At 65.3% G+C, this 22,476-nt stretch carries 15 protein-coding genes and 2 pseudogenes; 9 read left to right on the top strand and 8 right to left on the bottom strand.

Annotated elements, in window-relative coordinates; genetic code table 11:
- Positions 1-131 precede the first annotated feature (131 nt).
- From AC07M7_RS12995 to AC07M7_RS12970, 6 genes are read left to right on the top strand one after another with little or no spacing between them, the layout of a single operon-like run.
- Positions 132-1,448 carry a polysaccharide lyase 6 family protein gene (locus AC07M7_RS12995; protein ID WP_495207550.1) on the top strand — a complete coding sequence of 439 codons (1,317 nt, stop codon included), beginning with the start codon at positions 132-134 and terminating at the stop codon, positions 1,446-1,448.
- Positions 1,445-3,679: an oligoalginate lyase gene (locus AC07M7_RS12990; RefSeq protein WP_495207549.1), complete on the top strand. Its 2,235-nt coding sequence runs from the start codon at positions 1,445-1,447 to the stop codon at positions 3,677-3,679. The genes AC07M7_RS12995 and AC07M7_RS12990 overlap by 4 nt, the downstream gene beginning before the upstream one ends.
- On the top strand, positions 3,676-4,980 hold the full coding sequence (locus AC07M7_RS12985; RefSeq protein ID WP_495207548.1) for an MFS transporter: 1,305 nt from the start codon (positions 3,676-3,678) through the stop codon (positions 4,978-4,980). Before AC07M7_RS12990 ends, AC07M7_RS12985 begins: the two co-directional genes overlap by 4 nt.
- 60 nt (positions 4,981-5,040) lie before the next feature.
- Positions 5,041-5,793 carry an SDR family NAD(P)-dependent oxidoreductase gene (locus AC07M7_RS12980; protein WP_136638001.1) on the top strand — a complete coding sequence of 251 codons (753 nt, stop codon included), beginning with the start codon at positions 5,041-5,043 and terminating at the stop codon, positions 5,791-5,793.
- A 21-nt stretch (positions 5,794-5,814) separates the two neighbouring features.
- Positions 5,815-7,002: a GDSL-type esterase/lipase family protein gene (locus AC07M7_RS12975; RefSeq protein WP_495207547.1), complete on the top strand. Its 1,188-nt coding sequence runs from the start codon at positions 5,815-5,817 to the stop codon at positions 7,000-7,002.
- 10 nt (positions 7,003-7,012) lie between these two features.
- Positions 7,013-8,032, top strand: a complete 1,020-nt coding sequence (locus tag AC07M7_RS12970; protein WP_032970406.1) for a sugar kinase — start codon at positions 7,013-7,015, stop codon at positions 8,030-8,032.
- 17 nt (positions 8,033-8,049) lie between these two features.
- Here AC07M7_RS12970 and AC07M7_RS12965 read toward each other — a convergent pair whose 3' ends face one another.
- The 6 genes and pseudogenes from AC07M7_RS12965 to AC07M7_RS12940 form a co-directional block, all read right to left on the bottom strand.
- Positions 8,050-8,910 (bottom strand): retropepsin-like aspartic protease, encoded by an 861-nt coding sequence (locus AC07M7_RS12965; protein ID WP_495207546.1) that lies wholly within the window; start codon positions 8,908-8,910, stop codon positions 8,050-8,052.
- A 154-nt stretch (positions 8,911-9,064) separates the two neighbouring features.
- Positions 9,065-10,516 carry a S41 family peptidase gene (locus AC07M7_RS12960; protein WP_495207545.1) on the bottom strand — a complete coding sequence of 484 codons (1,452 nt, stop codon included), beginning with the start codon at positions 10,514-10,516 and terminating at the stop codon, positions 9,065-9,067.
- A gap of 87 nt (positions 10,517-10,603) precedes the next feature.
- Positions 10,604-12,178, bottom strand: a complete 1,575-nt coding sequence (locus AC07M7_RS12955) for a S15 peptidase family protein (protein ID WP_253078010.1) — start codon at positions 12,176-12,178, stop codon at positions 10,604-10,606.
- 155 nt (positions 12,179-12,333) lie between these two features.
- Positions 12,334-12,573 (bottom strand): annotated as a pseudogene (locus tag AC07M7_RS12950) (YadA-like family protein); the annotation flags it as partial.
- Between the two features lie 453 nt (positions 12,574-13,026).
- Positions 13,027-13,428, bottom strand: a pseudogene (locus AC07M7_RS12945) (YadA-like family protein); the annotation flags it as partial.
- A gap of 242 nt (positions 13,429-13,670) precedes the next feature.
- Positions 13,671-17,030 (bottom strand): S8 family serine peptidase, encoded by a 3,360-nt coding sequence (locus AC07M7_RS12940; RefSeq protein WP_495207544.1) that lies wholly within the window; start codon positions 17,028-17,030, stop codon positions 13,671-13,673.
- A gap of 521 nt (positions 17,031-17,551) precedes the next feature.
- Between AC07M7_RS12940 and AC07M7_RS12935 the strand changes: the two genes are divergently transcribed.
- Positions 17,552-18,292: a DNA/RNA non-specific endonuclease gene (locus AC07M7_RS12935; protein ID WP_495207543.1), complete on the top strand. Its 741-nt coding sequence runs from the start codon at positions 17,552-17,554 to the stop codon at positions 18,290-18,292.
- A gap of 111 nt (positions 18,293-18,403) precedes the next feature.
- Positions 18,404-19,099 carry an HAD family hydrolase gene (locus AC07M7_RS12930; RefSeq protein WP_495207542.1) on the top strand — a complete coding sequence of 232 codons (696 nt, stop codon included), beginning with the start codon at positions 18,404-18,406 and terminating at the stop codon, positions 19,097-19,099.
- Between the two features lie 7 nt (positions 19,100-19,106).
- On the opposite strand, the gene AC07M7_RS12925 is transcribed toward AC07M7_RS12930, so the two are convergent.
- Positions 19,107-19,337, bottom strand: a complete 231-nt coding sequence (locus tag AC07M7_RS12925) for a hypothetical protein (protein WP_495207541.1) — start codon at positions 19,335-19,337, stop codon at positions 19,107-19,109.
- On the bottom strand, positions 19,334-19,759 hold the full coding sequence (locus AC07M7_RS12920) for a VOC family protein (RefSeq protein WP_046985573.1): 426 nt from the start codon (positions 19,757-19,759) through the stop codon (positions 19,334-19,336). Before AC07M7_RS12920 ends, AC07M7_RS12925 begins: the two co-directional genes overlap by 4 nt.
- A 237-nt stretch (positions 19,760-19,996) precedes the next feature.
- Between AC07M7_RS12920 and AC07M7_RS12915 the strand changes: the two genes are divergently transcribed.
- The gene (locus AC07M7_RS12915) at positions 19,997-22,474 is read left to right on the top strand and encodes an aminotransferase class V-fold PLP-dependent enzyme (RefSeq protein ID WP_495207540.1); all 2,478 of its coding nucleotides are present in this window, start codon (positions 19,997-19,999) and stop codon (positions 22,472-22,474) included.
- The last annotated feature ends 2 nt before the right edge of the window (positions 22,475-22,476 follow it).

Below are 22,476 nucleotides of genomic sequence, written 5' to 3'. Positions count from 1 at the left end.
AGGATTTCATGCGCATTCGCTCGACTCACCAGCCAGGATCCAGTTATTTCATCGCAAAGTGCCTGACCACTGGCCTGGCAATTTGCCTGACCACTCAGACAGCGTCTGCGGCAAGCTGGCTGGTTCACGACATGGCCGAATTTGCGACGGCTTCGGCATCCCTGCAGCCAGGGGATGAAATCGTGCTGGCGGATGGCACCTGGGCCGACGCCCGCCTCCTGCTGAAAGGCCAAGGAACGGACGCAGCACCGATCGTGTTGCGCGCGCAGACGGCCGGCAAGGTCGTCCTCAGCGGACGCTCGGACCTGCGCCTGGCGGGTAGCTACCTGCAGGTGTCCAATCTGGTGTTCCGCAACGGCTACGCACCCGGCGACGCGGTGGTGGCGTTCCGCGAATCCAGCAAGGCGGTCGCCAGCAACAGCCGCGTCACCGGCCTGGTGATCGACGACTACACCAACCCCGATGCCAGCGACCAGGACTACTGGATTTCCTTCTATGGCAGCCACAACCGCCTCGACCACAGCCAGCTGCGCGGCAAGACCAATGCCGGCCCCACCGTGGTGGTGGTGCGCGATGCAACCCAAGGCCTGGACAACCAGCACCGTATCGACCACAACTGGTTCGGGCCGCGCCCGGCACTGGGCGTCAACGGTGGCGAAACGATACGCGTCGGCACCAGCGATACCTCACTGAGCGACTCCAACAGCACCGTGGAGAACAACTGGTTCGAAGGCTGCGACGGCGAGACCGAAATCATCAGCAACAAGTCGGGTGGCAATACCTATCGTGGCAACGTGTTCTACCGCTCGGCCGGCGCGCTCACGCTACGCCACGGCAACGGCAACCGCGTGATCGACAACGTGTTCCTGGGCGATGACAAGGCCGGCACCGGCGGCGTGCGCATCATCAATGCCGACCAGACCGTCAGCAACAACTACTTCGAACGGCTGGCCGGTTCCAGCAACCGTTCCGCGCTGGCGGTGATGGATGCGCAAGCCGATTCGCCGCTGTCCGGTTATGCGCCGGTGGTCAACGCCGCGATCAGCCGCAACACCTTCGTGGATGTGGCGAAGATCAGTTTCGGCGTCGGCCATGATGAAGCCAAGGGCATCGTGGTCGCCGCCAGCAACAGTCGCTTCACCGGCAACCTGATCGTCAACCGCACCAGCAGGAACCCGCCCAATGCCGCCAGTTCGCTGGCCGGCATCAGCTTCAGCGGCAACCTGCAGTCGCCGCAGGCCAGCCCGGTGTTCCCCGGCGGTGTCGAAGGCCGTGCGGTCACTCTGCAGCAGTCCGCCAATGCGTCGTGGGTACCCGCGCCTGCCCTGCCCACTGTCGGCGCCGATCCCGGCCTCGCAATGACCGCGCGCGAGGCGACCGGCGTGGACTGGTATCCCAAGGTGGGCGAGGTTGCCCTGTCACGCACCAGCACCGGAGTTGATCGATGAGGTTGCAACCGTTGTCCGTTTCCCTGGTCCTGGCCTTGACCGTTCCGTTCGCCCTGCTTCCCGCTGCGCCGCTGCTGGCGGCACCTTCGGCATCGGCGCGCCAGGCCGATGCCGCACCAGTGCTGGTGACTGCCGCGCAATGGCAGCAGATGGCCAGCGAAGGCAGCCGTTACCCGTGGTTTGCCAAGGAACAGGCACGCTCGCAGAAGACTCTGCAGAAGATGATGAAAGCCGGTATCGACGTGCCGGTGCCCAGGGACAAAGGCGGTGGCCGCACCCATGAACAGCACAAGCGCAACTACCAGGCGCTGCTTGCGGCCGGCACGCTGTACCGGCTGACCGGCGACCAGGCCTATGTTGATTACGCGCGCGACATGCTGCTGCAGTACGCGAAGCTCTACCCCACGCTTGGGCCGCACCCGGAAGGCCGCGGGCAGATTCCCGGCCGCGTGTTCTGGCAGGTACTGAACGATTCGGTGTGGCTGGTCAACGCCATCCAGGGTTACGACGCGATCCGTGATGCATTGTCCGCCGAGGATCGCAACACCATCGAATCGAAGGTGTTGCGACCGATGGCGGAGTTCCTGGTGAGCGAGCCGAAGAACTACGACCAGATCCACAACCATGCGACCTGGGCGGTGGCTGCGACCGGCATGACCGGCTACGTGCTGCGCGACCCGGAGCTGGTGGAGAAATCCCTGCGTGGCAGCCAGAAGAACGACCAGTTCGGCTTCCTGCGCCAGATCGACCTGCTGTTCTCGCCCGATGGCTATTACGAGGAAGGCCCCTACTACCAGCGCTATGCGTTGGCGCCGTTCCTGCTGTTCGCCAACGCCATCGAGCGCAACGAGCCGCAGCGGAAGATCTTCCAGCGTCGCGATGGCGTACTGCTGAAGGCAGTGGACGTGTTGGTGCAGACCAGCTACGGCGGCCTGTTCTTCCCGATCAACGACGCCATCCTCGACAAAGGCATCGATACCGAGGAGCTGGTGGCTGGCATCGGCATCGCCTATGCACGCACCGGCGACGATCGCTTGCTGTCGGTGGCACAGCAGCAGAAGCGCCTGCTGCTGTCGCCCGAAGGCCTGCAAGTGGCGCAGGCACTGGCCGCCAACAAGGCCAAGCCCTTCGATTATCGACCGATGCTGCTGCGCGACGGGCCCGACGGCGATCGCGGCGGCCTGGCGATCCTGCGCATGAACGGCGAACGCGGCCAGGCGCTGGTGCAGAAGGACACCATGCAGGGCATGGGCCATGGCCACTTCGACAAGCTCAACTGGCTGTTCTACGACAAAGGCAACCCGGTGGTGACCGACTACGGCGCCGCCCGCTTCCTCAACGTGGAAGCCAAGCGCGGCGGCATCTACCTGGCCGAGAACCGCAGCTGGGCCAAGCAGACCGTGGCCCACAACACCCTGGTGGTGGACGAGCAGAGCCACTTCAAGGGCGACTGGAAGCGCGGCGAGGAACATGCGCCGCAGGTGCGTTTCTTCCAGGCCGATGCCGATACCCAGATAGCCTCGGCAATGATGCGCGACGCCTACCCTGGCGTGGTCTTCACCCGTACCCAGGCACTGCTGCGCCACCCGGACCTTGCCCTTCCGGTGGTGCTGGACCTGATGCAGGTACACGGTGACAAGACCGCGCGCTACGACCTGCCGCTGCACTTCAACGGGCATATCGTCAGCACCGGCTTCGAGGCCGAACATTTCCCCGCACAGCGCCCGGTGCTGGGTGCGGACAACGGTTACCAGCACCTGTGGCTGGATGCGCGCAGCAAGCCTGGCAGCGAACCGCGCTCGCTGGCTTGGCTGCTGGATGGTCGCTTCTACACCTATCGTTTCGGCAGCAGCGCACCATCGCAGGCACTGCTGGTGGAAAGCGGCGCCAACGATCCCGAATTCAACCTGCGCCGTGAACCTGCACTGCTGCAGCGCGTGGAAGGACAGAAGGATGTGACTTTCTTCAGCGTGCTGGAACCCCACGGCGAGTACAACGGCACCGCCGAGTACGTGCACGGTGCCGACAGCCGCATCCGCGAGGTGGTGCGCACCCGTGGCAGCGACGCAGAAGTGATCGAGCTGCGCCTGGCCAGCGGTGCACGCATCGCGCTGGGCGTGGCCGACGACAGCAGCGCCAAGGGCGAGCACAGCGTGACCGTGGACGGCCATGCCTACCGCTGGAGCGGCAGCCACGCGCGCATCGACCGCAGCAAGGGTGATGGAAAATGAACGGCCCTGCTGTGGTGGCCAATCTGCGCAAGGTGCCGGTGCGGTCGGCCGTACGCTGGCTGATCGTTGGCCTGATCGCCGTGGCTACGGTCATCAACTACATCGACCGCAATGCGCTGGCGGTGATGTGGCCGGAAATCGCCAAGGAAGTAGGCGCGACCAAGGACGACTATGCCCTGCTGGTAACGGTGTTCATGCTGTTCTACGCCGCCGGCCAGTTCCTGTTCGGGCGCCTGTTCGACATGATCGGCACTCGGCTGGGTTTCGCCCTGTCGATCAGCGTGTGGTCGATCTCCATCGCTCTGCACTCGATCACCCATTCGATGCTGTCCTTCAGCCTGGTGAGGGCAATGCTCGGCATCAGCGAGGCAGGCGCGTGGCCCGGCGCGGTGAAGGCCAATGCCGAGTGGTTCCCGGCGCGCGAACGCGCGTTGGCGCAAGGCGTGTTCAACGCAGGTGCGTCGATCGGCGCGATCGTCTCCGCACCGGCCATCGCCGGCCTGTACCTGTGGCTGGGTTGGCGCGGCACCTTCGTGCTGGTTGGTGCGATCGGCTTCCTGTGGTTGCTGCCGTGGCTGTTCGTGTACCGAGCCGGGCCAGACAAGCATCCGTGGGTGAGCGATGCCGAACGCCGCTTGATCATGGAAGACCAGGCCGGGCAACAGACAGAGGCGGCGCCGAAGGCCAGCGTGCGCCAGCTGCTGGCCCATCGCCAGAGCTGGGGCATGCTCGCCTGTCGGTTCCTGCTGGACCCTATCTGGTGGTTGTTCGTGTCCTGGCTGCCGATCTACCTGGCTGAAACCTTCGGCTTCGACATCAAGCAGATCGGCCTGTTCGCCTGGGTGCCGTTTGTCGGCGCAATGCTGGGCAGCCTCAGCGGCGGCTGGCTGTCGGGTCGCATGATCCGCGCCGGGCACAGCGTGGACCGTGCACGCAAGCTGGCCATCACGCTGGGCTGCGTGATCATGGCCCCCGCCCTGCTGGGCGCGGTGCTGGCCAACCAGCCACTGCTGGCCGTGCTGGCGATCGCTGCGGTGCTGTTCGGCTTCCAGGTGGCCATCGGCAACATCCAGACCCTGCCCGGCGATCTGTTCGACGGTCGCTCGGTTGGCACGCTGGCCGGCCTGGGTGGCCTGGCGGCGGTCGCCGGCACCTTGATCACCACCTGGCTGGTGCCGGTGCTGACCCGCCACTCCTATGCCCCGATCTTCATCCTCGTCGCCGCGCTGGTGCCGCTGTCGCTGGCTGCACTGTGGTGGTGGACCGGGCCGATCCACAAGCTCGACCGTCGCGGCGGCTGAGCCTGGGTCTCCTTCTCTTCCAAGTACATCCATTCCCCCACAAACCAAGGAGTTTTCCGCATGTCGTTCCAGGACAAGGTGGCCATTGTCACCGGCGGTGGCCGCGATATCGGCCGCGCCGTCTCGATCAAGCTGGCCGCTGCAGGCGCCCGTGTCTGCCTCAATTACGCCAATGACGAAGCCAGTGCACTGGAGACGCTGGCGATCATCGAGGCGGCCGGCGGCCAGGCTATCGCCCATCGCGCCGACGTCACCGATGCCGCTGCCGTGGCCGGCCTGGTCGCTTCGGCACAGGCCGCGTTCGGCGAGCGCATCGACCTGCTGGTGAACGTGGCCGGTGGCATGGTGCAGCGTCGACCGCTGGCCGAGATCGACCCGGCGTTCTTCCACACCGTGATGGACCTGAACCTGACCTCGACCTACCTGACCACGCACGCGGTGGTGCCGCACATGCGCGAAGGCGCGGCCATCGTCAATTTCGCCTCGCAGGCCGGCCGTGATGGTGGTGGCCCTGGCGCGTCGATCTATGCCACCGCCAAGGCGGCGGTGATGACTTTCACCCGCGCCATGGCCAAGGAGCTGGGTCCGAAGGGCATCCGCGTGAACGCGCTGTGCTGCGGCATGATCGCCACCCGCTTCCATGACCAGTTCACCAAGCCGGAAGTGCGCACTGCGGTGGCGGGCGCCACTCCGCTGCGCCGCCAGGGCCTGCCGGAAGAAGCGGCGGATGCGGCGGTCTACCTGGCCTCGGATGCGGCGGCCTTCATCACCGGCGCGAACCTGGACGTCAACGGCGGCACCTACTTCTCCTGATACCTGACCGGACTCCTGCCCATGCAGCGCTGGACACTTCTACTTTCATTGACACTCTGTTCCGCCATGACCGCCCCCGCCGCATGGGCGGCGCCGGTCTGGGTTACCGCATGGACCGCGTCACCGGCACCCGACCGCAAGGACGGAATGCCCGAGGCACCGGTACAGTTCGCCGCGCAGACCGTGCGCCAGGACATGCGGATCGGCAGCCGTGGCGACGCGTTGCGGCTGCGCATCAGCAACGAACTCGGCACTGCGCCGTTACGGATCGAGGACCTGCGCGTAGGAGTGAAGAACGGCAAGTCCGCTCCTCTGCCGGTAACGGTGGATGGCCGCGCGGTCATCGAGGTGCCGGTGGGTGCCGCGCTGCTGAGCGACCCGGTACCGATGCCGGTGGCGCCGCTGCAGGAGATCAGCGTGACGGCCTACTTCCCGCAGCCTACCCATCCCGCCGTGCGCCGCACCGAAGTGCGGGTAGCGGACGGCAGGCAGACATCGGTCGCCGACAGCGTGCGCCTGAGCTACCAGCAGAACGTGTTCTCCGCGGTGCTCGTACAGCGTGCCGAACGCCCGCAGGTGATCGTGGCACTCGGCGATTCCATCACCGAAGGCGCCACCGCCCGCCGTGGCACCTTCAACCAGTGGCCGGAGCGCCTGGCGCAGCGCCTGCAGCAGGCCTGCCCGGACCGCTTCGTGGTGCTCAACCAGGGCATCAGCGGCAACAAACTGCTCGACCATGGCCGCAGCCACAGCGCCCTGTCACGTTTGGACCGCGATGTGATCGCGGTGGCCGATGCCGATCAGGTGATCCTGTTCGAAGGCATCAACGATATCCGCCATGGCGGCGGTACGCAGCCGGTGCCTGGACGCAGTGCGGCGGACATGCTGCTGGGCTATCAGCAGGTTGCAGCGCGACTGCATGTGCACGGCATCCGCGCCTGGTTGGGTACGTTGACGCCATTCGGCGGCTCCGAGCGCTATGAGCCGGTCTCCGCAGCGACCCGGAACGCGATCAACCAGTGGGCACGCGGCGGGAAGACCGGGTTCGATGGCATCATCGATTTCGATGCCGCAATGCGCGATACGAAGTCGCCCGAATCACTGCCGGCCGACATCACCCGCGACCACCTGCACCCCAATGACGAGGGCTACCGGCGCATGGCCGATGCCATCGATCTGCGCATGCTGGGCTGCACCCCTACCGAGTGAGAGAGAACCGATGAGCCGCGTCGTTTGTTTCGGTGAATTGCTGCTGCGCCTGGGCGCACCCGGTCGTGAACTGCTGCTGCAGACACCGCAGCTGCAGGTCCACGTGGGGGGCGCCGAGGCCAATGTAGCTGTCTCACTGGCCTGTCTCGGCCACGATGTGCAGATGGTCAGTGCGGTACCCGGCAACGCGCTGGGCCGGCATGCGGTGGCCGAGCTGCGACGGCATGGCGTGGGCGTGGCAGGTGTGCGCGAAGTCGACCGCGACCGCATGGGCCTATATTTCCTGGCCACCGGCGCACTGCAGCGCGCCAGTGAGGTGGTCTATGACCGGGCGGGTTCGGCATTCGCCAACGGTACCCTTGCCGACCATGACTGGCCGACACTGCTGCGTGATACGCAGTGGCTGCACCTTTCCGGCGTCAGTCCGGCCCTGGGCGCCAATGTTGCAGAATCCGTATTGAGCGCTGCACGAGCCGCACGCAAGGCAGGCGTGCGTGTGTCTTTCGACGGCAACTACCGCCCTTCGCTCTGGCAACGCTGGGGTGGCAACGCTGCCGCCATCCTGCGGGAGCTGTTCGCCGAAGCGGATATCATCTTTGCCGATCATCGCGATATCGAACTGGTGCTTGGGCTGCGCTTTGCCCAGGACGATGTGGTTGCCCGCGTTGAAGCCGCCGCAGCTGCCGCCTTCGCCAGCTTCCCGCAACTGCAGTGGCTGGCCTGTACCCAGCGCGAGCTGGTCAGCGCCGATCATCACGTACTGGGTGCGCTGCTGCTCGGGCGCGACGGCACCCGCGCACAGGCACCCTCGCGACCACTGCCCGGCATCGTTGACCGGATTGGTGGCGGCGATGCATTTGCGGCCGGGATCCTGCATGGCCTGGTGTCCGGGTTTGATGCAGAGAGCACCGTCCGTTTCGGTCTGGCCGCAGGCACATTGAAGCACTCCATTCCCGGGGACTTCAGTCCCGTGCGCGAGGCCGAAGTCTGGGCGCTGCTGGAGAGCGAGCAGTTCGACGTTCGGCGCTGATCGGACCGGTTGCCCGATTACTCTGCAGTCCGCGCCGCAGTGCCCTGATTGAGCCGAAGGTAGACGCTGCCGGTGCGGGTATCGAGCAGGAGATTGAACTGCTGCAGCGCCTCACTGCCAAGGATTCCTTCACCGCCGGAGCCATCGTCATCAAGGGTGATCGAGGCCTTGGCATCTTTCAGCTGCAGGCTTGAAATGGTCGCCACAGGCACGCGCACGTCCACCGCCCTGATCTTGCGGCCCGCGCTGCCGCTGAACTGTGATGTTCCCAACCGCTCCGGGAACGCCGCCTGCAGATCATGGGTAGCACCGAATGCATAGGCCAGATCGATGCTGCCATTGCTGCCCGTGTCCAGTGCAAGCCAGGGCATGAAGGTACTACTGCCGTTGCTGAGCGCGACCTGGATGGCCGGGGTATTGTCGATCCAGCGCACGTTGGCCCTGACATACCCGACGAGTTCGGGTAGATCGTCATGCACGCGCAGCACGCTGCGGTCGTAGTCGATCTCCAGAACCCTTCCCAGGAAGAAGGTCCAGCCCAGCACCGCATCGAAGGGTCTCCCCTGGTAGTCGATCACTACGGCTCCCATCGGTCGCCGCATGGCGCCGATCTGGACGGAGTTATGCGTGCTGTAGTCGAGAAAAGTCACTCCGTCGGAGCCGGTATTCTCGCTCTGGTCGTCAATGACCAGCTTTGCATCCTGTTGAACGTGCCTGGCAACCGCCAGCGCCGATGCGCCGGTATCGACGAGGAGGCGAAGCGGGCGCGAACCGTTGATTGCGCCTTCGACGTAGATCCGATGGTCTTTGCCCAGCTCGAAGGGGATCTCGGTGACCGCAGCGCTGGCCGTGAGCGGCCCCAGCAGGATCATCACCATGCATCGGAATGCTGCGCGAGGAATTGCATGCATTGAAAGGCTCCTTCCCAAAGCGTGGCGCAGCGGGCGCTGTGCTCATCGCGACTTGGATGCAGATGCCGATGAAAAGGTTTAACGCTCTGGTGCAATTGATTACCGAGCCGCCAGGCCCGGATCATTTGCCCGATATCCATGCTTCCAGTGCCGCAGTGTCTCTCATATCGCCCTCATACCGGCGATGGGGAACATGCGGTTGATTCGAACCACGCACCCGTCCCCGAAAAACCTTCATCGGCACCGAGATCCTGGCCAGCCCGCTGGGCAACCGTTCCGGCCGTACATCCATGTAAAGGCTGTCGGCCGAGGTCTCCACGCCTACCTGCTCTGCACCCAGCTGCTTCCACAGGTCCAGTGCATCCAGGCAGGCCGAGCCACAGGAGGCGTCGGCCAGCACCACCACCCTGCCGCTGCGCGCTGATCCGGCACGGACCGGCTTCGATGCCTCACCCGCCGGGATGCTGGAAGGGTCATGCCACAGCGCCTCCCCTCTCTCAGCCGCCTGTGTCATTCCCGCCGTCACGGTTTCCAGCATGCGCAGCAGCTCGGGCGATGCGTCGGGCGCCTGCTTCAACTTCTGCAGGAACCCGCGGAGCTGGGCGATGTTGGCATCGGACGTCCGCCATTCGACCCAGCTGTGGTCAGGCAGCGCATCCACGGCGGTACGCCCCCAGATCAATCGCGCCAGTTCAATGCTCCATTGCGAAGCACCGCCACTGTTGCCACGTACGTCGAGCACCACCAGCGGCGCCTGCTGAAGCGCTTCGGTTTTCAGCGAAAGCTGCTCAAGCAGGCCGGTCAGTTCCCTGAAGTTCTGCTCGGTCGGGTCGGCGTTGAAGCTGCTGGTAGTGATCCAGTAACCGTCATCGGGCATCGTGTGCCAATCATTGGCCGGGCGGAAACTGCGGCGGGTGTCGGCCAGGCGCTGCTTGCGGGTTTCCAGGTCAAGCGGCTTCCACTGCAGCGCATAGGCCTTCTCATGCCCACCCGCTCCGAAAATGCAGGAGTGCAGCGTAGTCACGAACGGATTGCCCTGGTCCAGCATCACTTCGCCGCCGGTCAGGATGCGGCTGGCCTGCAGATTCCAGCGCCCGCTGAAGTCACCCACCCGGCGTGCAGCCAGTGTCTGTGCATCAATGCCATCACACGACAGCAATCGCGCGCCCAGTGGCGGATGGCCCGGGCCACCCTCCACGGTCATGACCACCTGCCTGTCGCCGTCGAAGCCGGTCAGGAAGCCGGGCCAACGTGTCGGCAGCTCGGGTGCACCGGCAAGTGCATTGAGGCTGACATGGCCATCATTGAACGCCGCCGCATAGCCCTTCATCGCCCACCAGTACCCGGCGAAACTGCCGACACGGCCCGTACGTGAGCGTGCAAGCGCCAACGCATCGTCCAGCTGTGCAACGAAACCGGGATTCTGCCGGTCAACCATGCCTGGATGACTGCCGCGCATGGCCGCGTCGGCGGCATCCAGATCCTTCATCAGTGTGGCCGACCAGTCGGTCGGTGCATCCTGCGCGCCCGGAGCGGCAAGCAGCGCACCCATCAGCAGCCCCGTGATCGTCATCGATTCAACCCTGCCCTGGATCAATCTGCAGTCTGGCAGCTTTCCGGCCTGCGATGCCGAGCCCGCCGCAACGGGCGCGGCACCCCATCAATGCAACGGCACCTTCAGCACCGAAGGTGCATTGGCCGGCGAACTGAAGGTCACCGCACCACCGAGCTGGCTGATGCCCGCATAGCGCAGATCCACCGTATCGACCACCAGGGTCAGGCGGCTGCCGGCCGGAATGTTCCAGCTGCTCGCCTCCAGGCGCAGGTCGAGCGTCTTCGGCTGGCCCGGCGTGGCACCGCGTAGCGTGTAGGGCTTGTGGCTGATCAGCTGGCCATTGCCCAGCACATCTTCCGCGTACAGGTACGCATACAGTGTGGTGTTGGCGCGGCTGGGGGTGACGGTCACGCGCACTTCGGGGGCACCATCCAGGCGCCGTGCGCTCCAGTAGATCGGCCCCTGCCAGACACCGGCGGCATTGCGTCCCACGAACGGCACGTAGGCCCCCGGTGGCAGATTGATCATCTGCAGCGCGCCAGACGCCATCACGATGCCGGAGTTGGCGGCCGTCAGCAGGCCACTGCCGATGCGATAGTTCCAGCCCGTGGTACGCCCGTTCTCTGCCAGGCCACCGGTGGGCAGCAGCAGCCCGCCCGGTGCGGTCAGTCCGTAGCTGACGGCGCCACTGTTGGTAGCCTGCCAGTCCGGATAGCGGCTCCAGCTGCCCTTCTGCGACTTCAGCTGCACCGCCGCCTGGCGCTCGATCCCATTGGCCGTGCCTTTCAGGTAGTGATCGAACCACGCCCCCACCTGGTCATAGACCTCATTGGGAACACCCAGCGCACCGAAGGCCTCGTTGAGTGCGTGGTCGCCGTGGCGCAGCTGCAGCTGCTTGGGGCCCTTCAGGCGATTGAAGAAATCCACCAGCTGGCCCGGCGGGAACAGGCTGTCGTTGAACGCGTTGGCCAGGAAAATGGCTGGCTGGTTGGCGTTGATCTCGTCGATGCTGGCGCCGGGGCTGCGCTGAGCCGCAACCGGCAACAGCGAATCCACCGCGCCCTGGTAGTTGCCGAGCAGCACGCTGCGGTTGATGGTGGCCAGCTCCGCACCTGGGCGCCCCGTAGCCAGCCCGGCCGCCACCAGCAGGGCGATGCCCTGTGCGCTGGGGGTGTCGTTGCTGTACAGCGACGCCTGCAGGTCAGCCCAACCGCTCAGGGCCGCTACCGCCTTGATCCGCGGGTCGCGCGCCGCCGCCAGCAGGCTGGTGCCGGCGCCGTAGGAGATGCCGGAGACGCCGATCCGCGCCGGATCAGCCTGGGTGTTGTCCAGCGCCCAGTCGATCAGGGCGCTGACATCTTCGACCGTGGCCGGTCCGGCAATGTCGATGGCGCCGCCCGATTCCCAGAAGCCGCGCGAACTGTAGCTGATGACCACGTAGCCACGTCGCGCCAATGACTGTGCCACGCCCACATATTCCACGCTCGGAACTGCCCAGCTGCTGGGCATCACCAGCAGCGGATAGCGGCCGCTGCCCGCGTCCTGCGGTTCGATGACGAAGGCTCCGAGAGGCGTTCCATCCCAGCTGGGAATGGTGCGGTGGGTAGTCTTGACCGTGGCCGCCCAGGCGGTGGGCGCCAGCCCTGTCAGCAGGATCAACAGCAGCAATATCTTGCGCATCGTCGTCTGTCCCCGTCGTTGGTGGTGCAACGGGTCGGACCGTACCAGTGCGAATGGTGGCTGACAACTTGCGACGCAGCATGACGTTCGCGGCATGTTGCGCGCGGTTGCTGGCTGAACAGGGGGCGATACCTGCCCCCTGCCCGACCGTGCGCTTACAGATCCACGCCGAAGCCCATGCCGGCCGACTTCTCGCCGTTGCTGAAGGCACCGCCCAGGGAGAACGAGGCGCGCTCGCCGATGCGCTTGCCGTAACCGACCGACAGCGCCTGCTCACCGCCCTGGAAGCCGGCGCCGACGGCGATGCGGCCGCGCGGACTCTGCGAACCAGCGGCGTTGATGGCCATGTTCAACATCGCCGAACTCATCGCACCCATGCGATCGATGCGCTGGTCCTGGTGGCGCAGGCGACGCTCCATCTCCTGCCGCAGGCCGTTGTTGTCCAGCGAGAACTGGGCCAGGCGCTGATCGGTGTAGGCATTGGCAGTGGTTACCGCCTGCGCGGACTTGGTATCGGTGTAGGTGTTGGCCGATGAAAGCGTGCTGGCGCTGCTGGCGTCCGTGTAGGCCTTGGAGGTGGTCACCGCGGCTGCAGCCTTCGTATCTGCGTAGCCATTGGCTGAAGAGAGCGTTGCCGCGCTGCTCGCATCGGTATACGCGTTGACCGAATTGACCGTGGCTGTGGCGCGCGCATCGGCATAGCTGTTGGCCGACGACAGCGTACTGGCGTTGGCGGTGTTCATCTGGTTGAGGTTGACCGCATCGGTGCCCTGGGTGGCGGCAGCAACGTTGGTCAACTGGCGTTCGTTGCCGGCACTGCCAACGGATACGGAATTGGCACGGTCAGCCACTGATCCATTACCGAGTGCGACGCTGTCGTTGGCGGTGGCCACCGCGCCGTTGCCAACGGCGCTGCTGTTGGCGCCGCTGGCTTCGGACAGGCTGCCCACGGCCGTGCTGTTCTCGCCGGTGGCATTGCTGCCGGCACCCGATGCCGTGGCGAACGAGCCGCTGGCGGAGCTGCCCGAGCCGCTGGCGCTGCTGAAGTCGCCGCTGGCGGTCGAACTGTCGCCGATCGCACTGCTGTTGGCACCCGTGGCCGATGCGCCTACGCCCACGGCAGCGCTCTGGTTGCCCGAGGCACTGCTGGCAGCGCCGATGGCGGTGCTTCCGGTGCCGCTGGCACTGGCACCGGTACCCACAGCGGCCGAGAGATCGCCGCTGGCATCGGCACCATTGCCGCAGGCCATCGAGGCGGCACCGCCGGCACTGGCGCCGCCGTTGGACACGCCGCCGAAACCATCGTCCAGCTGGCAGGTATCGCCGGCCCACGCCGGCGCGGTTGCCATGGCCAGCGCCACGGCAAGGATGTGCTTGTGCATCGTCTTCACGGTACCCCCAAGGTCCATCAAGGAAGGTTCCCGGCCAGCGCCGGAAACAGTTGGATCCGGGCCGGCCCCTGCGCAGGGCCGGTCCGGGTGCCCGCGTCGCCCTACGGCGTCACGGTCAACGCCACGCGTACGGCGGTCTTCGGCGTGATCGGGTCGTTGCTGCCCACGCAGACGAAGCCGGAGTAGCTGCCGAGTGCAAGCCCGGCGGCGCTGATCGATACCTGCGTGGCCTGGTTGCCACCGGCCACGATGCGGCCCAGGGCACGGGTCGGTGCGCCGATCCAGGTGGCACCGCAGGAATTGCTGCCGCCGAGGCCGAACGCCAGGCCAGGTGCACCACTGGTGGCCGACCACGCACCGCTGCCATCAGGGTTGATGATCGCGCTTCGGTAGACGTTGTCGCCGCTGGTGGCATTGAACCAGAACCAGCTGGTTGCCAGCGGCGCACGCACCGAAACCACCAACCAGTAGCGCCCTGCCGCCAGGTTCACGTTCTGTCCCGCTGCCGCCAGGTCCAGGTTGATGCTGGCAAAGCCGGACGTGCTTACACCAACACCGGTTGCCGATGAGGTGTATGACCACACCGCCAGTTGCGGGCTGGATTCCGGATTGCCTTCCGGATTGCCGGCGACATCGCGGTAGATCGACCAGTTGATGTTGGTCGAAGTGGCCAGGCTGCCACCGTTGACGAAACCATCGGCGACGATGCGCCTGATGCCGGTTGCCTCGCCGAGGGTGAAGTCATCTGCGGACAGCTGCGCGCGTGCGCCGACCGTGGCAGCGTCGGTGAAACGCGTGGAGCGGCGGCCATTGGCATTGTTCGGTGCCTGTGCGACCAGGGTGCGCGTACCCACGCCGGTGTTGTCGATCTGCCATTCCAGCGGCGAGCCACCCGTGTTGGCGATCTGCAGGTTCAACAGGCCGTTGCCACCGGCCGGCAGGCTCAGCGTGTTCGACGGCGGCGTGGCTGCGATCTGCGGCGGCGGTACCGAAACCGCAATCGGCAAGCGCAGCAGCGGCTGGCTGGTATCGCCGCCCTGCGGTGCCAGAGTCAGCCTGGCGAAACGCCAGCTGCCATCGTTGGGTACCGATCCGGTGGTGACGATCACCCGCACCGCCTTGCTCTCGCCCGGCGCAAGGGTGAAGACCGACGGCGAGACAACGGCGGTCAAGCCCTGCACCTTCGCCGTCCAGGTCTGCCGGGTCGGCAGCACGTTGCGGAACACGCGGGTGAAGGTGCAACTGTCGGTGCAGGTGCGCTTGCCCATGCTGGCGATGTTGAGCGAAGCCACGTTGCCACCGTTGCCTGGATCGGCAGCGAAGAAGTTGGCCTTGGTTTCATTCAGCACCAACCCCGCGCGCAGCGCCTGGTCGACCTGGATACGACCGGCACCCATCGCAAACGCATCGGCCGGTGTCACGCCGTCCTCCTTCAGCACGTCCTGGCGTGCGGTCATCATCAATGCCGAACGTACTTCCTGCACGGTCCAGTCCGGACGGGCCTGGCGCAACAGGGCAGCGGCGCCGGCATGGTGCGGCGAGGCCATCGAGGTTCCGTCCATCAGGCCAACGGCATTTTCCGAACCGGTCACTTCATTGCCAGCGACCACGGCGAGCACGCGCACACCCGGCGCAGTGACGTCTGGCTTCACCAGATCGAAGATGCCGGCGGGACCACGCGAGCTGAAATCGCCCAGTACGTCCGGCGTGTTGCTGACCTTGGTCGCCGGATAGGCGATGCCAGCGGTGGCGGTGTTGCCGACGCTGCTGGCAAAGGCCCGCAGCGCGTCGGCGTCGGCCTGATCGATGGCGAAGGCCGGAATCGAGGCCCCGGCAACGTTCGGCAGGATCGGCGTCGGCTGGTTGTTGCCGATCAGTACCGCGATCGCACCCGCGGCGGCGGCATTGTTGACCTTGTCGCTGAAGTTGCACGAGCCACGACGGATCACCGCAATCGCACCCTGGAAGGTGCTGGCCGGGAAGGCCGTACAACCATCGTTGGCGCTGTCGATGCCGGCACTGACGCGTAGCGGCGTGGTCGCTGCAATCGGCGTACTGAACGGCACGCCACCCGAACCTTCGGTCAGCAGAATGACGCCCAGTGCGGGCGGTACGCTGCCCGGGCCACTGACCGCCGCATACAGTTCGATGTCACCACGGCCATGGGTGGCGGCGGCCGTGCTGCCGGTCCACGGTTCCAGATGGCCCATCGTGTTCGGGCCCGGACCGGAGTTGCCGGCCGAGGTCGCGACGTAGATCCCTGCGTCCGACGCGTTGAGGAACGCCAGCGACACCGCTTCACCCCACGGTGCAGTGCCGCCGGCAATGGAGTAGTTGATGACATCGACCACGCCATCGGCCAGCGCCTGGTTCACCGCCGCCAGTGTCGACGTGTTCGGGCACAGGCCGCGGCCTGTGGAGATCTCGGTGTAGCAGGTGTCGTAGGCGATGATGTTGGCGCGCGGCGCAACACCGGAAATATGGATCTGGTTGCCGCGATACGACGCCATGTGCGGATTGCCAGCCGCAGTCGATGCGGTGTGGCTGCCATGACCATTGGTATCGCCGAAACCGGGTTCCTCGCGGACATCGGCCACGCCGCACTGGTTACCCGGTGCGGCGCAGACAAAGTCGTAGCCGCCGATCAGCTTGCTGTTGCAGCGGCCCTCATCGGCGCCACCAGGCGCACAGGTGCCCAGGTAATTGCCCGCGCCCAGCGGGTTGATGTGCTCGTAGCCGTCTTCGGCGCGGGCAGTGAACGCAGGACTACCGAAATTGATACCCGAATCGATGACGCCGATGACGATGCCCTCGCCACGGAATGGTGTGGGTGAGGCGCTCCACAGTGCCGACGCGCCGATCAGGCCCGGTCCGACGTCGGTGTCCTGCTCATACTCGCGGTACTCTTCCACCAGCTGCACGTCCGGCAATGCACGTACGCGCTCGGCTTCCTGCGGATTCATCTGCAGCACCGATGCATTGATCGCGTGCTGCATGCGGCGCTCCACCTTCACGCTGCGACCGAGTGCCGAGTTGATGCGCGCTTCGTGCTGGCTCTGGCGGTCAGCCAGAAACCGTACGTAGTCACGTGAGCGGGCACCCTGCACCGCGATACGGTCGGTGGCAACGCTGCCGGTGGCTGCCGCTGCGCGCGCGGCACTGGCGGAGGGACGTTTGCGTTCCGGTGCGGGAAGACCCTGGATGTCACCCTTGTAGGTGGCCAATGGCTCTTCGCGGTACACCACGATGTAGCGGTGCGAGAGCTCGCCCAGTCCGCTTCCTGGCCCGGCGGCAGCGGGCGCAGCAGGACCACCGGCGCGCGCATCCAGCGAGGGATTACCCGTCTTTGACGGCGTCGACGGGGCCATTCCGCCTACACTCACCGCCGCCGCAGCCAATGCCGCACCTGCGACCAGGCCTAGTGCGATCCACTTGTTTCGTTTGATCCATGCATTGCGCATCAAATACCCCTTCCATTGAAAGCCCGAGATGCACGCCGGCGTCAGCGCCGGCGCTGTGATGTCTGGTGCTTCAATTGCAGGTGCGACGCGTAGTCCCCGACGCCGTGCACCCCGCTACCCCCCGGTAGCGGAATCGACACTACCTTAAAATTTGACGTGGTGCACAGTTTTTGATGACACGGCGATGACGCCCCTTCGATACGCACTGGTATGGGTGATGCCATGAGCAGCAGTGCGGCGCTGCACCGCTGAAATGCCCTAGCACGCGCGCGTTTCATCCACGTGCCACGAAATCTGACACAGGTCCGGTGGTTGCGCGCGGTCACAGCTTCGCCCTTTCGTCGTTGACCGAAAGGCGACAGCTTGTGACGCTTACGACACCGCACGGCCTCCGCGGCCCTGTCATCGCGGTTACGCCCCACGCATTCCGCACTACCCGACTCCGCAGTGTCCTCACATGACCTCGCCCCCGCACGGTCGTGGCGGACGGCTGCGCCCTGAACTTCTGCTGGAGAACCGCAATGCGCCTTGCAAGCTTCTTCTTCGTGTTCATCCTCAGCGCCTTCGCCGGCGCTGCCCAGGCCCAGGTCGTTACTCTCAACAAGGGCGGCTTCGTGCTGACGTACGACTGCAGCATCCACAGCGCAACCCGCTACGAGTACACGCTCACCGCCGACACCGGCTCCGCCGCTCGCCCGTCCAGCTTCTACAAGGACCCGGACCTGCCGGCCGGTTGCCTCGGCCAGAACAGCACCGCGTCGTATGCCAGCATCCGCAGCGGCTATGACCGCGGTCACCTGGTGACCTCCAACCACATGGACTACAACGCGACCTACATCCGTCGCGCCAACTACATGACCAACATCGTTCCGCAGGTGTCCAGCTTCAACCAGGGCATCTGGGTGAAGGCCGAGAACGTGGCCGAATGCTACCGCGACATCGCGCCGGTGGATGTCTATGGCGGCGTGGTCTATGGCGATGCCTCCAATGACTACTTCCTGGCCAGCCACGGTATTCCCACGCCGGAGTTCTTCTGGAAGACCGTCATCACCCGTGACCCGAACACCGGTACCGCCAAGGCGATCAGCTGGATCATCCCCAATGAGGCCAACCTCGGCAGCCTGGACAACTATCTGGTGACCATCGCCGACCTGGAAGAGCTGCTCGGTGCCAGCTACGTGGCCATCAATGCGCCGGCTTCGCTCAAGAACATGCTGCCGGCCACCACCTGGCCGCAGCCGACGGGCTGTGATCTGGGCTGATCATCCTGTTGGAAGGACGCGGGGTGCTCGGCATGGCCACGGGTGCCCCGCTTGCGCGGCTGTGGGAAAATGACGGGTGATTGCCCCGCTGCATTGCCCCAGGAGTTGTAGATGTCCCGTTTCCCCTTCGATGCCGTGCTGTTCGACTGCGATGGCGTACTGGTTGATTCCGAGCCGCTGGTAGCCCGCGTGCTCTCGGAGATGCTGACCGAGCGCGGCTGGCCGCTGACCCCGGCGCAGGCCGGTGAGGTGTTCCTGGGCCAGTCCGTGGCCCACCTGGCCGGACTGATCGAAGAACGCACCGGCAAGCCATTCACCGAAGAATGGCTGGAAGCATTCCGCCAGCAGCGCAACCGGGCACTGGAACGCGACCTGGTTGCAATCCAGGGTGCACCCGAGGCGGTGCGTGCGATCGCCGTCGCCACCGGCGGAAGGATTGCCTGTGCGTCCGGTGCGGACCTGCACAAGGTGAAGCTGCAACTGGGCAAGGTTGGCATCCTCGACGCCTTCGGTGCCCACGTGTTCAGCGGCCAGGACATGCCGCACACCAAACCCCATCCGGATGTCTATCTGGCCGCCGCCGCTGCGCTGGGCGTGGACCCGAAACGCTGCGCGGTGATCGAGGACACCGTTACCGGTGCAACCGCCGGTGTGGCCGCCGGCGCCACCGTGTTCGGCTTCAGCGAAGGCGGTCCGCACCACAGTACGCCGGAGGCCCTGCGTGCCGCGGGTGCGCAGGTGATCTTCCAACGCATGGAAGACCTGCCCGCCCTGCTTGCCACCCACGCGGTCGACGCAGTCGCCTGATCCGTTCTCAGCCCGCAGCGCCCAGCGAGGCGCTGCGGCTCTTGCCTGCGTAATGCAGGGCAAACAGATACAGGCCGGTCAACAGCTGCAGGAACAAGGGTGGCAGCGGCGCATAGGTAATCCACGCCGGTGGCTCGCCCTGCCCCATCGCGCGCGCCACGAAATTGGCGATCACCGCCAGCGTGAAAACGATCGATGTCCAGCGGTGCACAGGCCGTGCCCAGTGGCCGCGGCTCATTGCTGGCGCCTCGCCTCGGAGTGCGCTTCGATCATTTTCCAGCCATTGCCGGATGGATCACGGAATCCCGCATCCACCGCACCATAGCGTTCAATAGGCTCCTGGGTGAACTCGACACCCTTCGCCTGCCATTCCACATGGCGTGCCCGGCAGTCCTCAACCGCCAGCACCAGCGGCGGCATCGCGCCCTTGGCCACCAGCTGCTGCAGCGCCAGAGCCGTGGCCGCGTCATGGGTGGGCGGACCCGGCACGAACAGACCCAGCTGGAAACCGTCCTGGCCGGGGCTGCGTATGGTAAGCCAGCGATAGCTGCCATTGCGTACGTCGGTGTGCACCTCAAAGCCAAGCGTGTCGACGTAGAACGCAAGCGCTTCGTCCTGGTCGCGCACATACAGGCCGACCGTGTTCACAGTGTTTGTCATGGGACCTCCCTCAGGTGCGGTCCACGTTAGCAACCCGTTGCCGGCGGCGCTTCTCCAAAACTGCGGTATTGGCCGGCGACCGTCCCCATGAATGCGGGAATTCGTGATAGTGCTCTTTTTCCAGAATTATTAAGTGCGCATTATGTGATATCAATCACTCAAAGCGTTTCAGCAGACGTGCGATAAGGGCCGCGACTCCCCACCCCGCTGCACGTCTGCACCTCCCTGGAGCGCGCCATGCAGGATGTCTCGCCGCACCAATGCAAGGTGGTATCCGAACGAAACTGGTCGCTCAGCACCTTCATGGAATTCTATGAGCGCGTGCTGAGCCCACGAATATTCCGTCCTTACGGAAAACTGCTGGCGCAGGAGATCGCTGCGGACATCCGTGCCGCACCGGGTGCTACCGACATCCTGGAGGTCGCCTGCGGAACAGGGGTAATAACGGCCAACCTGTACCAGAACCTGGCCAAGCCGCTGGGCCTCAACCTGGTCGCCACGGACCTGTCGGCGATCGCGGTGGACGTGGCCCGGAATGTATTGAGCGCCGAACTTCAACATGACGTCCCACTACTTTCCGACGTCGACATGGCCGAGCTGCCCTTCGCGGACAACAGCTTCGACATCATCGTGTGTGGTTTCGGCTTGATGTTCCCTCCCGACAAGGCCCGGGTTGCCCGCGAGTTCAGGCGCGTACTTCGCCCAGGAGGCAGGGTCTACGCTACGGCGTTCCACTACAACCAGTTGTTTGAACTGGCACGCCAGCAGTCGCAGAGGCACTTCGGCATGCCATCGCGACTGATGGATGCGGCCCTGAGCCTGACCGATCCGTCCCCCATCACGCGCGCCTTCGCGATCGAGGGGCTGGACCGCAGCGACGGCGAATGCGCCGCTCTCCGCCCGCTCGCGTTCTCGCTTGGCGAAGCTGATGCCCGCGAGTTCCTCTTCAACGCGTGCATCCTGCTGGAGGAGTTCAATCAGTGCGATACCCCCAGCCGGGAACGCTACCTCGATGCGATGATGGAGGCGATCCATGTACAGGTCCCCGACCAGTGCTATCGGGTGGAGGCCTGGCTGATACGCGGCAGGGTGGATCCGAGGGGCGTGGCCCTGCCAACGGTCATTCCGCCCGTTGATTTCCGGCCCTTGCTCGAGTTCCGCAACCTCTCGCGCCTGACGACGTCGCCGTGCCCCACGGGCTCGCAAGCTCCATCCTGCGCGCAGGCCGCGGCGGCCTTCCACGATGCCAAGGTGCAGTTCCTCGCCGACCATCCCGCTTATCCCGAGCACCAGGTCGAGGCAATGCGCCAGCAGGAGTACGCGCGGCTAGATGAGCAACAAGTGACCTACCTGGATCATGTGGGCGGAACGCTGCCACCTGACAGCCTGCTTGAGCAGGACTACCAGGCGCTCAAGAAGACCATTCTCGGTAATCCGCACAGTGGATCGAAGGCGTCCCATGCTGCCTACCAGAAGGCCTGCGATGAGATCTACGCCTTCTTCGGATGCACGTCGGAGGAGTACGAGATCATCTTTACCGCCAATGCCAGCAGTGCGATCCGGCTGGTGGCCGAATCATTCCCCTTCCAGCAGGGTTCGCAGCTACTGCTGACCAAGGACAACCACACATCGGTGCATGGCTTGCGCGAGTACGCCACCTCGAAGGGGGCGATGGTGAAGTACATCCCCCTGGACGATGACCTGCTGCTGCATGACGGGCTGATGGAGCGTGCGTTGCAACGGCTCCAGCGCGGTGCGCCGCACCTGCTGGCATTCCCGGCGCAGTCCAATGCGACCGGCGTCCGCCACGATCTGGCGTGGATCGGGAAGGCCCAGCAGCAGGGCGCGTGGGTGCTGTGTGATGCGGCTGCCTGGGTTCCGCAATCACGGCTGGACTGCACGATCCATCGTCCCGACTTTGTCGTAGCTTCCTTCTACAAGATCTTCGGCTACCCCACCGGCGCAGGTTGCCTGCTTGCCCGGCGGGCCGCCCTCGGCATGCTAAAGCCACCCTCCTTCGCGGGCGGAGGCGTCTGCTACTACTCGGGACCGTGGTCGCCCACTGACCGCCTGCTCTACCGCGACGCCGGCCAGCGTTTCGAAGTGGGCACGCCCAACTATGCGGCCTTCCCGGCGATCGCCAGAGGCTTCGAGTTCATCGCCGAGATGGGCGGCGTAGAAGCGCTGGCCCAGCGCTCAAGCGCCCTGGCGGCGTGGACAGACGCGCGATTGTCATCACTTCGCCACCGCATCAAGGGTGACCTGCCGCTGTGCCGGATCTATGGGCCGCCTCCCGCGCTCAAGGGCGCAACACTAATGCTGAACTTCTTCGACTGCTATGGCTCGATCATGCCGCACGCACGCATCAAGCGCGCCGCAGAGCGTTTCGGCATAACCCTGCGCAACGGCTGTTTCTGCAACCTCGGTGCCGTGCAGCAGGCGACCTACGCGACGGCAGGCGCCGAACACTGCGAACTGGACAAGACCGGGAAGATCCTCGACTGCAAGACCTTCGACGAGAAAATCCTCGAGAAGGGAGATTGCGGTGCGGTCAGGATTTCATTCGGGCTCGGATCCAATTTCGCCGACGCCTACCGCTTCTGCCTGTTCGCCAGCTGCCTGCTGGATACTGATGTCTCCTGGTTGGAGGACCCGGCAGAGGAGACGCCAGCGGCAAAGGCGGACCTGCTGATGGCCGGCACAGTGCCAGCCTGATG

The sequence above is a fragment of the Stenotrophomonas sp. GW821-FHT09E08 genome (assembly GCF_059416125.1).
The sequence above is the reverse complement of the archived record's forward strand: the minus strand, read 5'-3'. Positions and strand labels throughout refer to the sequence as shown.

What these genes read in the sequence shown, in the direction of transcription:
- AC07M7_RS12925 (WP_495207541.1), bottom strand. Translation starts at nt 19,337, where the DNA reads ATGAGCCGCGGCCACTGGGCACGGCCTGTGCACCGCTGGACATCGATC.
- AC07M7_RS12935 (WP_495207543.1), top strand. Translation starts at nt 17,552, where the DNA reads ATGCGCCTTGCAAGCTTCTTCTTCGTGTTCATCCTCAGCGCCTTCGCC.
- AC07M7_RS12995 (WP_495207550.1), top strand. Translation starts at nt 132, where the DNA reads ATGGCCGAATTTGCGACGGCTTCGGCATCCCTGCAGCCAGGGGATGAA.
- AC07M7_RS12955 (WP_253078010.1), bottom strand. Translation starts at nt 12,178, where the DNA reads ATGCGCAAGATATTGCTGCTGTTGATCCTGCTGACAGGGCTGGCGCCC.
- AC07M7_RS12965 (WP_495207546.1), bottom strand. Translation starts at nt 8,910, where the DNA reads ATGGTGATGATCCTGCTGGGGCCGCTCACGGCCAGCGCTGCGGTCACC.
- AC07M7_RS12970 (WP_032970406.1), top strand. Translation starts at nt 7,013, where the DNA reads ATGAGCCGCGTCGTTTGTTTCGGTGAATTGCTGCTGCGCCTGGGCGCA.
- AC07M7_RS12985 (WP_495207548.1), top strand. Translation starts at nt 3,676, where the DNA reads ATGAACGGCCCTGCTGTGGTGGCCAATCTGCGCAAGGTGCCGGTGCGG.
- AC07M7_RS12920 (WP_046985573.1), bottom strand. Translation starts at nt 19,759, where the DNA reads ATGACAAACACTGTGAACACGGTCGGCCTGTATGTGCGCGACCAGGAC.
- AC07M7_RS12990 (WP_495207549.1), top strand. Translation starts at nt 1,445, where the DNA reads ATGAGGTTGCAACCGTTGTCCGTTTCCCTGGTCCTGGCCTTGACCGTT.
- AC07M7_RS12960 (WP_495207545.1), bottom strand. Translation starts at nt 10,516, where the DNA reads ATGACGATCACGGGGCTGCTGATGGGTGCGCTGCTTGCCGCTCCGGGC.
- AC07M7_RS12975 (WP_495207547.1), top strand. Translation starts at nt 5,815, where the DNA reads ATGCAGCGCTGGACACTTCTACTTTCATTGACACTCTGTTCCGCCATG.
- AC07M7_RS12930 (WP_495207542.1), top strand. Translation starts at nt 18,404, where the DNA reads ATGTCCCGTTTCCCCTTCGATGCCGTGCTGTTCGACTGCGATGGCGTA.
- AC07M7_RS12940 (WP_495207544.1), bottom strand. Translation starts at nt 17,030, where the DNA reads ATGCGCAATGCATGGATCAAACGAAACAAGTGGATCGCACTAGGCCTG.
- AC07M7_RS12980 (WP_136638001.1), top strand. Translation starts at nt 5,041, where the DNA reads ATGTCGTTCCAGGACAAGGTGGCCATTGTCACCGGCGGTGGCCGCGAT.
- AC07M7_RS12915 (WP_495207540.1), top strand. Translation starts at nt 19,997, where the DNA reads ATGCAGGATGTCTCGCCGCACCAATGCAAGGTGGTATCCGAACGAAAC.